Raw genomic sequence first — 13,794 nt, forward strand, 5'->3', positions numbered from 1 at the left:
CCCCGGCGCACACCGGCCGCTCAGACGCCGAGCCGCTCCCGCACGCCGTCGAGGCGCTCGCGCATCCCGTCGGCCAGCGTGCGGACGGCCGACACCGGCGTGAACGCCCGCGCCGCCGCGGTCAGGGCCTGCTGCTCATCGGGCCGCAGGTCGATGTCGCCGGCCGCGGCGTTGGCCTCCATCTGCTCCACGTTCGAGGCACCCGGGATGACCACCACCTGCGGCAGCGAGACCAGCCAGGCCAGCGCGATCGCCCCGGGCCGGACGCCGTGCGCGTCGGCGACCTCGCGCAGGACGTCGAGCAGCGGCTGGACCCGGCGGAGGTTCTCCGTGCCGAACAGCGGATTGGCCGCGCGCACCCCGCCGGGCCGGTTGTCGACGCCGTAGCGGCCGCCGAGCAGCCCCTGCGCCAGCGGGCTGTAGGCGATGACGATCCGCCCCTCGCGCTCGGCGAAGGGCACGAGGTCCTCGAGCGCTCCGGGCCGGGCCAGCGAGAACTGCACCTGGTTGCCCAGCACCGGCCGGCCCAGCGCCGCGTCGGCGGCTCGCCAGCGGGCCAGCGAGTAGTTCGAGACGCCCGCGGCGCCGATGCGGTCCTCGTCGAGCAGCTGCCGCAGCCCCGGCATGATCACGCTGTCGGGGACGACCGGGTTGGGCTGGTGCACCTGGTACAGCGGGATCCGCTGCAGCCCGAGCCGCCGGGCGCTGCCCTCCAGCCGGGCGCGGACCACCGGCGGGAACGGCGCCACGGGGAAGACCTTCGAGGCGACGACGACCTCGGTGCGCTCCGCGCCCAGCGCCTCGCCGAGGATCCGCTCGCTGCGGCCGAAGCCGTAGACCTCCGCGGTGTCGAACAGCGTGACGCCGAGGTCGCGGGCGCGGCGGACGATGTCGCGCGCGGCCCCCTCGGCGTAGCCCTCGCCGTAGCCCCACTCGCGAGAGCCGAACTGCCAGGTGCCCAGGCCGATCCGGCTGACCCGGCCGAGCCCGTCGACGTCGAGGTAGCGCATCGCCCCACTCTCCCCCGCGCCCCCGCCGGGCGCAGGGCGGAACGGTCAGCCGCGCAGGATGGCCTCGGCGATCGCCAGGCCCTCCCGGGCGCCGAGCTCGGTGGCGCGGCAGCAGTGCACCAGCCACGCCGCGACGCCGTCGGGACCGCCGGAGGCGTAGCCGGCCAGCCGCTCGCGGTAGGCGTCCCCGCCCAGCTCGGCGAAGCCGACCTCGGGCACCGAGACCGCCTTGGGGTCGAGCCCGCGGCCGATCGTCGTCAGTCGGCCGGCGGCCCGGGCGACGACCCCGTCGGCGGTGCCGAAGGGCGCCAGCGCGGCGAGCTCGCCGTGCACCAGGCCGGCCACGAGCACCGCCGGCACCGTGGACGTGCCGGTCACCACCGAGAACAGGCCGCTCAGCCGCGGCCCGGCGTGCGGTCCGGGGCGGCCGAGGTCGCCCCGGTCGGCGACGTCGGCGGCGGCCAGCACGTGCAGCCGCGCCAGCACCTGCCCGGGCGCCTTCGCCCACGTGTCGACCATCGAGCCCAGCCCCACCGAGACCCGCAGCGACCCCTGCACCACCGGGTCGTCGACCGAGCCGGCCCGCAGGTCGGCCAGCGGGACGTCGACCCCGTCGAGCGCGGCGGAGGCGCGGGCGCCGCGCAGCGCCGACTCGCTGCTGACCTCGGCCGACCGGTTGCGCATGAGCCGGTGCGCCAGCAGCCGGTCGATGCCGGCGCGGGCGGCGTCGGCGGCGTCCCGGACGCCGGGCAGGTCGAGCAGCGGTGCCAGCGGGTCGGGGCCGGCGGCCTGGGCGGCGGGACGGGCGGCACCGGGGCGGACGGGGATGCTCACCTCCGCGACGGTACGAGCACCGGCGCAGGGCCCTCCGCCCGCCTGTCCTACGCTCGGCGACCACCATGGCCCGACCGCTCACCCTCCTCCTCGTCCGCCACGGCCAGAGCGAGTGGAACGCCGCCGGGCTCATGCAGGGCCAGACGGCGCACGTCCCCCTCACCGGCCTCGGGCACGAGCAGGCCGCCGGCGCGGCACGGGAGCTGGCCGCGCTCCGGCCCGGGGCGATGCTGTCGTCCGACCTGCTGCGGGCGGTGCAGACCGCCGAGCACTGCGCCGCCGCCACCGGGCTGCCGTTCACCACGACGGAGGCGCTGCGCGAGCAGGGCTACGGGGTGCTCGAGGGCCGGCCGTCGCGGGAACTGTGGGACGTCGTCGACTGGACCGACCCGCACTGGGCGGCCGAGGGCGGCGAGAGCCTGGCCGACCTGCACGCCCGGGTCGCGGCTCTCCTCGCCCGCCTGCGGGAGGACCCGCCGGCCGGCGTGGTCGCGCTCGTCACCCACGGCGACACCATCCGCGCCGCCCAGGCGGTGGCGGCCGGGCTCGGCCCGGCGGGACTGCCCGCGGTGACGCCGCACAACGGCACGGTCACCCGGCTGGAGCTCGGCGCGGCGGTCGCCCGGTGAGCAGGGTGCTGGTGCTGGGCGGCTCCCGGTCGGGCAAGTCCGCACACGCCGAGTCGCTGGTCGCCGACCGGCCCGACGTCGTCTACCTGGCCACCTCGGCCGCCGCCCCGGACGACGCCGAGTGGTCCCGCCGGGTCGCCGCGCACCGCGCCCGCCGGCCGGCCGCCTGGACGACGCTCGAGACGACGGCGCCCAGCGATCTCCTGCGCGGCGGCACGGTGCTGGTCGACAGCGTGACCACGTGGGTCGCCGCGCTCATGGACGAGACCGGCGTGTGGACCGGTGAGCCGGGCTCCGCCGGCCGGCTGGCCGGGCGGGTCGACGCGCTGGTCAACGCCTGGGCGATGACCCCGGCGCACGTCGTCGCGGTCAGCGACGAGGTGGGGCTCGGGGTGGTGCCGGAGTCCCGGGCGGGCCGACTGTTCCGCGACACCCTCGGCGAGGTCAACCAGCGGCTGGCCGGGACCGCCGACGAGGTGTGGTTCGTCGTGGCGGGCCTGCCGCAGCGCCTGCGGTGAGCGACCGGCGCGTGTGGTGGGCCGGGCCGCTGGAGTCGGTCGCGCTGCTGACCGTGGTCCGCGTGCCCGCGGCCGCGGCGACGTCGACGCGCGGGGTGCTGCCGTGGGCGCCGCTGGTCGGGCTGGCGCTGGGCGGGGCGGCGGCCGGGGTCGGCGTCCTCGGGGCGCAGCTGGTCTCCCCGCTGGCCGGCGCGGTCGCGGCCCTCACGGTCCTGGCGGCGCTCACCCGGGCGCTGCACCTCGACGGGCTCGCCGACACCGCCGACGGCCTGGGACCCCTGCGCGGCCGGGAGCGGGCACTGCAGGTGATGCACCAGGGCGACGTCGGCCCGTTCGGGGTGGTCACGCTCGTCCTCACGCTGCTGCTGCAGGCGGCGGCAGGGGCGGCGCTGCTGGACCGGGACGGCGGATGGCTCGCCCTGTGGACGGCGGTGGTCGTGGCCCGGCTGGCCATGGCCCGGACCGGCCTGCCCGGGACGCCCACGGCGGAGGGCTCGTCCCTGGGCCGCGCGGTGGCGGGCACCGTGTCGCGGTCGTGGCTGGCCGGGTGGGTCGTCCTCACCCTGGCCGGCGCCGCGGCGGCGGGATGGCTCGACGGCGATCCGGCAGCGGCGGCGGTCCTGGCCGGGGCCGCGGCGGCGGGGCTGCTGGCCGCCGAGGCGGTGCGTGCGCGCGCGTCGGCACGCCTCGGCGGGGTCACCGGGGACGTGATGGGGGCGATGGGCGAGACGGCGGCGACCGTCGTGCTGCTGGTCGCCGCCGCCTGCGCCCGGATCGGTTAGCGGCGGCCGGTCAGCGAGCCGAGCAGCCGGCCCAGCCCGCCCGAGGCCGCGGTGGTCGGCGCCCCGCGGCCCATGCGCCGCGTCGGGGTGCCGGCCGACATGCGGGTGCGGCCCATGCCGGCGCTGCGCCCGGTGCTCACGCCGCGTCCCATGCCACGCCCCATGCCGCGGCCGGTCGTCGCACGACCCGCGGCGCCGCGGCCTCCGGCGGCGCCCCGACGAGCCGTGGTCTCAGCAGTTCCCAGGAGTCGGTTCAGGATGCCCATGGAGATCGCATACCCAGTGGTCGGCCGCGTGAACCCGGGTGCCGGCCCCGCGGGAGGGCCTCAGGCCGGCGCCCCCGACTGCGCCGGGGTCTCCCCGCCCTCGAGGTCGCCCTCGGTGTCGAGGTAGGCCTGCCGCAGGTCGGCCAGCAGCGCGGGGTCCGGCTCTGCCCACATGCCCCGGTCGACCGCCTCGAGCAGCCGTTCGGCGATGCCGTGCAGCGCCCACGGGTTGGACTTCTCCATGAACTCGCGGTTCTCGGGGTCCAGCACGTAGGTCTGGGTGAGCTTCTCGTACATCCAGTCGGCCACCACGCCGGTCGTGGCGTCGTAGCCGAACAGGTAGTCGACGGTCGCGGCCAGCTCGAAGGCGCCCTTGTAGCCGTGCCGGCGCATCGCCGAGAGCCACTTGGGGTTGACCACCCGCGCCCGGAAGACGCGCGAGGTCTCCTCGGTGAGCGACCGGGTGCGCACCTGCTCGGGCCGGGTCGAGTCGCCGATGTAGGCCCGCGGCGCGGTCCCGGTCAGTGCGCGGACGGTCGCCACCATCCCGCCGTGGTACTGGAAGTAGTCGTCGGAGTCGGCGATGTCGTGCTCGCGGGTGTCGACGTTCTTCGCCGCCACCGCGATCCGCCGGTAGGCCGTCTCCATGTCCGGCCGGGCCTGCACGCCGTCGAGGTCGCGGCCGTAGGCGTAGCCGCCCCAGACCGCGTACACCTCGGCCAGGTCGGCGTCGCCGCGCCAGTTCCGCGAGTCGATCAGCGACAGCAGCCCCGCCCCGTAGGCGCCGGGCTTGGAGCCGAACACGCGGGTGGTCGCCCGCCGCCGGTCGCCGTGCGCGGCCACGTCGGCGTCCACGTGGGCCCGCACGAAGTTCCGCGACGCCGGCTCGTCCAGCCCCGCCACCAGCGTCACGGCGTCGTCGAGCATGGTCACCACGTGCGGGAAGGCGTCCCGGAAGAACCCGGAGATGCGCACCGTGACGTCGATCCGCGGCCGGCCGAGCTCGTCGAGCGGCACCGCCTCCAGCGACGTCACCCGCCGCGAGGCGTCGTCCCACACCGGGCGGACGCCGAGCAGCGCGAGCACCTCGGCGACGTCGTCGCCGGAGGTCCGCATCGCCGAGGTCCCCCACACCGACAGGCCCACCGACGGCGGGTACTCCCCCGTGTCGGCCAGGTACCGCTCGACCAGCGACTCGGCCATCGCCTGCCCCGTCTCCCACGCCAGCCGCGACGGCACGGCCCGCGGGTCGACCGAGTAGAAGTTGCGCCCGGTCGGCAGCACGTTGACCAGCCCGCGCAGCGGCGAGCCCGAGGGCCCGGCCGGGACGTAACCGCCCTCGAGGGCGTGCAGCGTGGCGTCGAGCTCGTCGGTGGTGCGCTCCAGCCGCGGCACCACCTCGTCGACGGCGAACCGCAGGACGGCGGCCACCTGCTCGTCCTCGCGGCCGAGGACCCCGCGGACCACCGGCCCGACGGCGCCGATCGTCCAGCCCGCCTCCTCCATGCCGGCGACGAGGGCCTCGGCCCGCGCCTCGACGGCGTCGGTCGCCTTGAGGCCCGCGGTGCCGTCCTCGGGCAGGCCCAGCGCCTCGCGGAGGCCGGGCAGCGCCACCGCCCCGCCCCAGATCTGCCGCGCCCGGAGCATCGCCAGCACCAGGTCGACCCGGTCGGAGCCCGACGGCGGCGTCCCGAGCACGTGCAGGCCGTCGCGGATCTGGGAGTCCTTGATCTCGCAGAGCCAGCCGTCGACGTGCAGGATCATCTCGTCGAAGTGGTCGTCCTCCGGCCGCTCGTGCAGCCCCAGGTCGTGGTCGAGCTTCGCCGCCTGCAGCAGGGTCCAGATCTGCGCGCGCACCGCCGGCAGCTTCGCCGGGTCCATCGCGGCCACGTTGGCGTGCTCGTCGAGCAGCTGCTCCAGGCGCGCGACGTCGCCGTAGGAGTCGGCGCGCGCCATCGGCGGCACCATGTGGTCGACCAGCGTGGCGTGCGCCCGGCGCTTGGCCTGCGAGCCCTCGCCCGGGTCGTTGACCAGGAACGGGTAGACCAGCGGCAGGTCCCCGATCGCGGCGTCCGGGCCGCAGGAGGCCGACAGGCCAACCGTCTTGCCCGGCAGCCACTCGAGGTTGCCGTGCTTGCCCACGTGCACCACCGCGTGCGCGTCGAAGACCGACCGCAGCCACCAGTAGGCGGCCAGGTAGTGGTGCGAGGGCGGCAGGTCGGGGTCGTGGTAGATCGCGATGGGGTTCTCGCCGAAGCCGCGCGGCGGCTGCACCATCACGACGACGTTGCCCGCGCGCAGCGCCGCGAACACGATGTCGCTCCCGTCCACGAACAGCGAGCCCGGCGCCTCGCCCCAGTGCCCGGTCACCGCCGCGCGGAGGTCCTCGGGCAGCGTGTCGAAGAACCGCCGGTACTCCGCGGCGGGGATGCGCACAGGATTGCCCGACAGCTGCTCCTCGGTCAGCCAGTCGGCGTCCTGGCCCCCGGCGGCGATGAGCGCGTGGAAGAGCGCGTCGCCGTCGAGGTCGGCCACGCCGGGCAGCGCGTCCGGGCCGTCGAAGGGGCCGACGTCGTAGCCCTGCCCCTGCATCGCGGCCAGCAGCCGCACCACCGACGCCGGGGTGTCCAGGCCGACGGCGTTCCCGATGCGCGCGTGCTTGGTCGGGTAGGCCGACAGCATCACCACGATGCGGCGCTCGCCCGGCGGGGTGTGCCGCAGCCGGGCGTGGGCCACCGCCGTCCCGGCCACCCGCGCCGCCCGCTCGGGGTCGGCGACGTAGGAGGTCAGGCCGTCGGAGTCGGTCTCCTTGAAGGAGAACGGCACGCTGATCAGGCGCCCGTCGAACTCCGGGATCGCCACCTGGTTGCCCACGTCGAGCGGCGAGAGGCCGTCGTCGTCGGCCAGCCAGTCCGCGCGCGACCGGGTGAGGCACAGCCCCTGGAGCACCGGCACGTCGAGCGCGGCGAGCTGGCCGACGTCCCACGCGCCGTCGTCCCCGCCGGCCGAGGCGGTCGCCGGCCGCGAGCCGCCGGCGGCGAGCACGGTGACGACCAGGGCGTCGGCGGTGCGCAGCACGTCGAGCAGGTCGTCGGGGACGCTGCGCAGCGAGCTGACGAACACCGGCAGCGCCTGCCCGCCGGCGTCCTCGACCGCCGTGCACAGCGACTCGACGAAGGCGGTGTTCCCGGCCAGGTGGTGCGCCCGGTAGTAGAGGACGGCGATCCGCGGGCCGCTCCCCCGGCTCTCGCGCTCCAGCACGCCCCAGTCCGGCGCGACGATCGGCGGCTCGAAGCCCTCCCCGGTCAGCAGCACCGTGTCGGAGAGGAACCGGTGCAGCTGGACGAGGTTGTCCGGGCCGCCCTGCGCCAGGTAGCCGTGCGCCTCGGTGGCCACGCCCATCGGGACGGTGGACAGCTCCATCAGCTCGGCGTCGGGCACCTGCTCCCCACCGAGGACGACGACCGGCGCGGGGCCGGCGAGCAGTGGCGCGAGCATCTCCTCGTACTGCCGCCGCACGCCGAGGATCCGGACGACGACCAGCCGCGCGCCGTCGGTCAGGGCCGCGATGCCGTCGGCGCCGAGCCGGACGGGGTTGCCCAGCCGCCAGTCGGCACCGCTGGCGCGGGCGGAGAGGAGGTCGGTGTCGCTGGTGGAGAGCAGGACGAACACGCGGGCAGACGCTACCCGCCGGGCCGCGGCCGCCCCGGTCAGCCGGCGCAGCCCCCGGCCGGCGTCAGTGGGTGTCCGCGATCCAGGTCCCGGTCGTCCAGCCGAGCCGGGTGAGGACCGCCGACCGCAGCCGGAGGTACTGGTCGGCCCCGTACCCGGGCAGCCCCTCCGGGCGGACGACGACCCGCGGACGCTGCACCACCTCGTGCGGGGCGAACTGCTCGAGGGTCAGGTCCACCTCGCGGCCGTCGGGCAGCCGGTTCCACCAGTGCACGCCCTGCCGCGACCCGTCGGGCAGGTGCACCTCGGCGAGCAGCAGGTCACCGCCGAACAGGTCGTGCAGGACCAGCGCGGTCGGGCCGCACTGGCCGCGCGCCGGGTTGGCCGGCGTCCAGTGGGCGACGTCGCCGGGATCGCAGGTCTCCCGGCACCAGGAGGCGCGGAGGGCGGCGGTGACCTCGTCCAGGGTCGGCACGCGCGGGACCCTGCCAGATCGGGACGACACCCGCCCGTACCGCTCAGGCGGGGACCGGCTGGCCGAACTGGGTGCGGTACAGCTCGGCGTAGCGCCCGTCGAGCGCGAGCAGCTCGTCGTGCCGGCCGCGCTCGACGACCCGGCCGCCCTCCAGCACGAGGATGCAGTCGGCCGCGCGCACGGTCGACAGCCGGTGCGCGATCACGATCGCCGTCCGCCCCTCGAGCGCCTCGTCCAGGGCCTCCTGCACGGCGGCCTCGCTCGTGGCGTCGAGGTGGGCGGTGGCCTCGTCGAGCAGCACGACGCGGGGGCGGGCCAGCAGCAGCCGGGCGATGGTCAGCCGCTGCCGCTCACCCCCGGAGAAGCGGTAGCCGCGCTCGCCGACCACGGTGTCCAGTCCGTCGGGCAGCGCGGCGACGAGGTCGGCCAGCCGGGCGCGGGTGAGCGCGTCCCACAGGTCGGCGTCGGTCGCCGCGGGCGCGGCCAGCAGCAGGTTGTCCCGCAGCGACTCGTGGAACAGGTGCCCGTCCTGGGTGACCACGCCGACGGTGCGCCGGATCGAGGCCGAGGTCAGGTCGCGCACGTCGACGCCGCCCAGCCGCACCGCCCCGGCGTCGGCGTCGTAGAGGCGCGGCACCAGCGAGGCGATCGTCGACTTCCCGGCGCCGGAGGACCCCACGAGCGCGACGACCTGGCCCGGCTGCACGGCGAAGGACACGTCGTGCAGGACGTCCACGCCGCCGCGGCCGTCGAGCCGGGCGACGTCCTCCAGCGAGGCGAGCGAGACGCGGTCGGCCGACGGGTAGGCGAAGGTGACGCCGTCGAGCTCCACCGACACCGGGCCCTCGGGGACCTCGCGGGCGCCCGGCCGCTCCCGGACCAGCGGCACCAGGTCGAGCACCTCGAAGACCCGCTCGAAGCTGACCACGGCCGAGGCGACGTCGACCCGCGCGCTGGCCAGGGCGGTCAGCGGCGCGTACAGCCGGGTGAGCAGCAGGGCCAGCGCCACGACGGCGCCCGGGTCGAGCGAGCCGCCCAGCGCGTACGTGCCGCCCAGGCCGTAGACGAGCGCGAGGGCCAGCGCCGACACCAGCGTGAGCGCGCTGATGAAGGCCCACTGCACCATCGCCGTCCGCACGCCGACGTTGCGCACCGCCCGCGCCCGGGCGGCGAACCGGGCCGACTCGGCGTCGGGGCTGCCGTAGAGCTTGACCAGCGTGGCGCCGGGTGCGGAGAACCGCTCCGTCGTCTGCCCGGTCATCGCGGCGTTGGACTCCGCGGCCACCCGCTGCAGGCCGGCCAGCTGCCGGCCGATCCGGCGCGCGGGGAGCAGGAACACCGGCAGCAGGAGCAGGGCCAGGACGGTGACCTGCCAGGAGAGGGTCAGCATCGCCGCGAGCGCGAGCAGCAGCGTGACGGTGTTGCTGACGATCCCGGAGAGCGTGTCGCTGAAGGCGCGCTGGGCCCCGAGGACGTCGTTGTCGAGGCGGGACACCAGCGCGCCGGTGCGGGTCCGGGTGAAGAAGGCGACCGGCATCCGCTGCACGTGGTCGAAGACCGCGGTGCGGAGGTCGAGGATCAGCCCCTCCCCGAGGGTGGACGACAGCCACCGCCCGAGCAGGCCCAGCGCCGTCCCGGCGAGTGCCAGCCCGGCGATGAGGACGGCGAGGCCGACGACGGTCGAGGTGCTCCCGCCCCCGACGATCTCGTTCACCACCAGGCCCGCCAGCAGCGGGGTGGCGACCGCGAGCACCGCCTCGACGACGCCGACCGCCACGAAGGCGGCGATGCGGGCGCGGTGCGGCCGCGCGTACGTCACCACCCGCCGCAGCGTGGCGCGGGAGATCCCGCGACGGTCGTCGCGGGCGTGCGTGGCCCGCGAGAGCGCCGACCACGCGGTCATCTCCATGCTCACGCCGGCGACGCTAGGACCTCACGTCGGCTCGAGGTCAACCTCCGTGGCGGATCCGGCAAGAACGGTCGCCCCGCGCCCCGAGGGCCGTCACCCCGCGCCGAGGGCCGTCACCCCGCGCCGAGGGCCGTCACCCCGCGCCGAGGGCCGTCACCCCGCGCCGAGGGCCGTCACCCCGCGCCGAGGGCCGTCACCCCGCGCCGAGGGCGTCGGCCATCCGGTGGTGGGCGACGGCCTCGTCCCGGCGGCTCTGCCGCTCCAGCGTGCGCGCCAGCGCCCGGCGGGCCCACCCGTTGGCCGGCGCGAGCCCGACCAGCCGGCGGAGGGCGTCCTCGGCCTTCTGCAGCTGCGCCGAGCCGAAGTAGCTGCGCGCCAGGAGCTCCAGCGCCGCCTCGTTGCCCGGCTCGGCCGCCACGAGCGGCTCGAGGACGCGCGCGGCCTCGACCGGCTGCCCCATGGAGAAGAACAGGTCGGCGCGCAGGAAGTCGGAGTGCAGGTCGGTCGGGAACGGCTGGGTGTCGAACGGCTGGATCACGCCTCCTGAACGGAGAAGGGGCGCCCGCTCTTCCCCCGGAGACCTCCCCGGGGAGATCACGACACGCCCGGCGGACATGCGGACGGGGAAAGTCCGCAACCAGATGCGTCTGGACACGACCGGATAGGGAACAACCCAAGTCAGCACCACTCGACCCGAGGAGCACGCCGTGGCCCTGTCCCTGCACCGGAAGCGGACGGCCGACCGCACGCCGGCGACCCCCACCGCGCCCGCCGACCCCGCGCGAGCCGGCACCGCGCCCGCCGACACCGGACCCGCCGGCACCGCGCCCGCCGACACCGGACCCGCCGGCACCGCGCCCGCCGGCCCCGAGGACCAGGGGCCCCCTGACGCGGGGCGGTCCCCGCAGGGCTCCAGCCGCGTCTACACCGTCCAGCGCATCGGCGCCTTCGTCGTCGCCGGGGTGATCGCCGTCTTCGGCGTCCTCGGCCTGCTCAACGGCCTGGCGTTCTTCTCCACCGCGGGCGAGCGCGTCCTCGGCCTGTCGTCCAACGGCCTGCTGTCGGTGATCTCACTGGTCACCGCGGTGGTCCTGGTCGTCTCCGCGCTGCGCGGCCCGCGGGTCGCCTCGACGGTCATGATCGTCATCGGCGTGCTGTTCCTGGTGTCGGCGCTGGCCAACCTGGCCGTGCTCAACACCAGCTGGAACTTCCTGGCCTTCCGGCTGAGCAACGTCGCCTTCTCCGTCGTCGCCGGCCTGGTGCTGCTCATGCTCGGCGCCTACGGCCGGGTCAGCGGCAACCTGCCCGCCGACAGCCCCTACGCCCGCGACAACAGCGGCGACGTGCCGCCCGTCTCGGCCGACGAGTACCCCTCGACCCCGGCCGAGTTCGCGACCGAGCGGGCCATGCGCGAGGCCGAGGTCGCCGTCGTCCAGCACATCGCGACCTTCGACCAGCGCCGCCGGGTCGCCGCGATGTCCCAGGTGACCAGTCGCAAGGAGCGCCGCGCGATCTGGACGTCCTTCGACCGCGCCCGCAGGGACGCCTGAGCCCGGGAGCGGCACGATCCCCGGGTGACCGTCCCGCTCTCGCACTGGCCCACCCCGCTCGACCGGGCGCCGCGGTTGTCCGCGGCGCTCGGTCTGCGTCCCGGGGACCTGACGGTCAAGCGCGACGACCTCACCGACCTCGGCGGAGGCAACAAGGTCCGCAAGCTCGAGCACCTCGCCGCCGAGGCGGTGAGGGACGGCGCCACCGTCCTCGTCACCCAGGGCGGCGTGCAGAGCAACCACGCGCGGATGACCGCCGCGGCCGCCGCCCGGCTGGGCCTGGGCGCGGTCCTCGTCCTCGGCGGGACGCCGGCACGGGACCGGCCCGGGAACCTGGCGCTGGAGGGCGCCCTCGGCGCGCGGGTGGTGGTCGTCCCCGACCCCGCCGACGTCGACGCCCGCGTGGCCGAGGTGGCCGCGGACCTGCGCGCGGCCGGCGAGGTCCCCGCGGTCCTGCCCCTCGGCGGCTCGTCGGTGACCGGCGCGCGCGGCTACCTGGCCTGCGCGGCCGAGCTGGGCGAGCAGGCGCCCGGCGCCCGGCACGTCGTCGTCGCGGTCGGCTCCGGCGGCACGATGGCCGGGCTGGTCGCCGGGCTCGGCGCCGGCCGGGTGCTCGGCGTGGACACCGGGGCGGTGCCCGACCCGGCGGAGCGGGTGGCCGCACTGGCCGCGGCGCTCGGGGGCGACCCGTCCGGCCTCCGGCTGCGCCGCGACCAGGTGGGCGACGGCTACGGCGCGCCCACCGAGGCGGCCGGGACCGCGCTGCGGACGGCGGCCCGCACGGAGGGCCTGCTGCTCGACCCCGTCTACACCGCCAAGGCGCTGGCCGGGCTGGCCGCCGCGGTGGCCGACGGCTCGATCCGGCCGGGCGAGCCGACCGTGTTCGTGCACACCGGCGGCCTGCCGGGGCTCTTCGGGCACCCGCTGGCCGCCGAGCTGGCCGCCGAGGCGCTCGAGGCGTCCTGACCGGGGAGCGTCGTAGCCTCGCGGGCGCGATGACCTCCTCCCGACCCCGCGCCGACGCCTGTCCCGGCGCGCTGCAGACGCACTCCGCCGCGGACGGCGAGCTGGCCCGCGTGCGCGTGCCCGGCGGCCTGCTGACCACCGCCCAGCTGCGCGTCCTCGCGGCCGCGGCGCGCGACCTCGGCGACGGCGCGCTGGAGATGACCAGCCGGGGCAACCTGCAACTGCGCGGCCTGGCGCCCGGCGCCGCCCGCGACCTCGGCGACCGGCTGGCCGCCGCCGGCCTGCTGCCCAGCGAGACGCACGAGCGGGTGCGCAACGTGCTGGCCAGCGCGCTCACCGGCCGCGCCGGCGGGCTGCTCGACGCCCGGCCGTGGGTGACCGCGCTCGACGCCGGCCTGTGCGCCGACCCCGCCCTGGCCGCGCTGCCCGGCCGCTACCTGGCCACGCTCGACGACGGCCGCGGCGACGTGTCCGGCCTGGGGGGCGACGTCGGCCTGCTCGCGCTGTCGGCGTCGTCGGTGGCGCTGCTGCTCGCCGGCGAGGACAGCGGGCTGCGCGCCTCCCCCGCCGGCGCCGTCGACCTGCTGCTCGCCGCCACCCGCGCGTTCCTCGCCGAGCGCGACGCCCAGGGCGGCACCGCCTGGCGGCTGGCCGAGCTCGACGGCGGCGTCGCCCGCGTGGCCGCCCGCCTCGACGGGACCTGGTCCGCGCCGGTCGCCGTCCCTCCCGCGCCGGAGGGAGGACCGGTCGGTGCGCAGACGCAGGGCGACGGGCGGACGGCGCTGATCGGTGTCGTCCCGCTGGGCCGGATCGCCGCCGGCCAGGCCGAGCTGCTGGCCTCGCTCACCGCGGAGGTCCAGCTGACCCCGTGGCGCAGCGTCGTGGTGCCCGACCTCGCCGAGGACCGCGTCGACGACGCCGCCGTCGACCTGTACCGGACCGGGGTCGTGTTCGACGCCGCCAGCCCGTGGGTGCGGGTCACCGCGTGCGCCGGCCGGCCCGGCTGCGCGAAGTCGCTGGCCGACGTGCGCGCCGACGCCGCCGCGGCGGTCGCGTCCGGGGCGGTGCCCGGGGACTCCCGCGTGCACTGGGCCGGGTGCGAGCGCCGCTGCGGGCGGCCGCGCGGCGACGTGCTGGACGTCGTCGCCACGCCGGCCGGCTACCGCGTCGGCTGAGGAGCCAT

13 protein-coding genes are annotated in these 13,794 nt (G+C 77.0%); 6 read left to right on the forward strand and 7 right to left on the reverse strand.

All coding sequences use genetic code 11. The features are described 5' to 3' along the window. Nucleotides 1–20: 20 nt before the first annotated feature. Nucleotides 21–1,010: an aldo/keto reductase gene (locus tag HLV61_RS21805; protein WP_369259288.1), complete on the reverse strand. Its 990-nt coding sequence runs from the start codon at nucleotides 1,008–1,010 to the stop codon at nucleotides 21–23. 45 nt (nucleotides 1,011–1,055) lie between these two features. Continuing rightward, on the reverse strand, nucleotides 1,056–1,844 hold the full coding sequence (locus HLV61_RS21810; protein WP_369259290.1) for an oxidoreductase: 789 nt from the start codon (nucleotides 1,842–1,844) through the stop codon (nucleotides 1,056–1,058). Nucleotides 1,845–1,909: 65 nt separating this feature from the next. Here HLV61_RS21810 and HLV61_RS21815 point away from each other — a divergent pair, with 65 nt between their 5' ends. The 3 genes from HLV61_RS21815 to HLV61_RS21825 are packed head-to-tail and all read left to right on the forward strand — an operon-like array spanning nucleotide 1,910 to nucleotide 3,773. After that, nucleotides 1,910–2,473, forward strand: coding sequence for a histidine phosphatase family protein (locus HLV61_RS21815; RefSeq protein ID WP_369259292.1), 564 nt, complete (start codon nucleotides 1,910–1,912; stop codon nucleotides 2,471–2,473). Next, the gene (gene cobU, locus HLV61_RS21820; RefSeq protein WP_369259294.1) at nucleotides 2,470–2,991 is read left to right on the forward strand and encodes a bifunctional adenosylcobinamide kinase/adenosylcobinamide-phosphate guanylyltransferase; all 522 of its coding nucleotides are present in this window, start codon (nucleotides 2,470–2,472) and stop codon (nucleotides 2,989–2,991) included. The genes HLV61_RS21815 and cobU overlap by 4 nt, the downstream gene beginning before the upstream one ends. Further along, a complete protein-coding gene (locus tag HLV61_RS21825; RefSeq protein WP_369259296.1) occupies nucleotides 2,988–3,773 on the forward strand; it encodes an adenosylcobinamide-GDP ribazoletransferase in 786 nt (261 codons plus the stop codon). Before cobU ends, HLV61_RS21825 begins: the two co-directional genes overlap by 4 nt. Here the strand turns inward: HLV61_RS21825 and HLV61_RS21830 are convergent. The 5 genes from HLV61_RS21830 to HLV61_RS21850 form a co-directional block, all read right to left on the reverse strand. Beyond that, nucleotides 3,770–3,913, reverse strand: a complete 144-nt coding sequence (locus HLV61_RS21830) for a hypothetical protein (protein ID WP_239523090.1) — start codon at nucleotides 3,911–3,913, stop codon at nucleotides 3,770–3,772. The two genes, HLV61_RS21825 and HLV61_RS21830, sit on opposite strands and share 4 nt — an antisense overlap. Before the next feature lie 186 nt (nucleotides 3,914–4,099). After that, the gene (gene cobN / locus HLV61_RS21835; RefSeq protein ID WP_369259299.1) at nucleotides 4,100–7,711 is read right to left on the reverse strand and encodes a cobaltochelatase subunit CobN; all 3,612 of its coding nucleotides are present in this window, start codon (nucleotides 7,709–7,711) and stop codon (nucleotides 4,100–4,102) included. A gap of 64 nt (nucleotides 7,712–7,775) precedes the next feature. Beyond that, entirely contained in the window at nucleotides 7,776–8,186 is a 411-nt protein-coding gene (locus HLV61_RS21840; protein ID WP_369259301.1) for a YunG family protein, read from the reverse strand. 43 nt (nucleotides 8,187–8,229) lie between these two features. Beyond that, nucleotides 8,230–10,095 (reverse strand): ABC transporter ATP-binding protein, encoded by a 1,866-nt coding sequence (locus HLV61_RS21845; protein ID WP_369259440.1) that lies wholly within the window; start codon nucleotides 10,093–10,095, stop codon nucleotides 8,230–8,232. 193 nt (nucleotides 10,096–10,288) lie between these two features. Next, nucleotides 10,289–10,633 (reverse strand): tetratricopeptide repeat protein, encoded by a 345-nt coding sequence (locus HLV61_RS21850; protein WP_369259303.1) that lies wholly within the window; start codon nucleotides 10,631–10,633, stop codon nucleotides 10,289–10,291. 169 nt (nucleotides 10,634–10,802) lie between these two features. Between HLV61_RS21850 and HLV61_RS21855 the strand changes: the two genes are divergently transcribed. The 3 genes from HLV61_RS21855 to cobG are packed head-to-tail and all read left to right on the forward strand — an operon-like array spanning nucleotide 10,803 to nucleotide 13,786. Further along, nucleotides 10,803–11,645, forward strand: coding sequence for a DUF4383 domain-containing protein (locus HLV61_RS21855; RefSeq protein ID WP_369259305.1), 843 nt, complete (start codon nucleotides 10,803–10,805; stop codon nucleotides 11,643–11,645). 24 nt (nucleotides 11,646–11,669) lie between these two features. After that, entirely contained in the window at nucleotides 11,670–12,611 is a 942-nt protein-coding gene (locus tag HLV61_RS21860; protein WP_369259307.1) for a pyridoxal-phosphate dependent enzyme, read from the forward strand. Nucleotides 12,612–12,640: 29 nt separating this feature from the next. Then, nucleotides 12,641–13,786 (forward strand): precorrin-3B synthase, encoded by a 1,146-nt coding sequence (cobG, locus tag HLV61_RS21865; protein WP_369259309.1) that lies wholly within the window; start codon nucleotides 12,641–12,643, stop codon nucleotides 13,784–13,786. Nucleotides 13,787–13,794 lie beyond the last annotated feature (8 nt).

Origin of the sequence: Geodermatophilus amargosae (genome assembly GCF_041028265.1) — a bacterium.
Classification (GTDB): domain Bacteria; phylum Actinomycetota; class Actinomycetes; order Mycobacteriales; family Geodermatophilaceae; genus Geodermatophilus; species Geodermatophilus amargosae_A.

Bases quoted from the DNA above. Each gene is read 5' to 3' on its own strand.
- HLV61_RS21845 (WP_369259440.1), bottom strand. From the start codon at position 10,095: ATGGAGATGACCGCGTGGTCGGCGCTCTCGCGGGCCACGCACGCCCGC.
- cobG (WP_369259309.1), top strand. From the start codon at position 12,641: ATGACCTCCTCCCGACCCCGCGCCGACGCCTGTCCCGGCGCGCTGCAG.
- HLV61_RS21805 (WP_369259288.1), bottom strand. From the start codon at position 1,010: ATGCGCTACCTCGACGTCGACGGGCTCGGCCGGGTCAGCCGGATCGGC.
- HLV61_RS21815 (WP_369259292.1), top strand. From the start codon at position 1,910: ATGGCCCGACCGCTCACCCTCCTCCTCGTCCGCCACGGCCAGAGCGAG.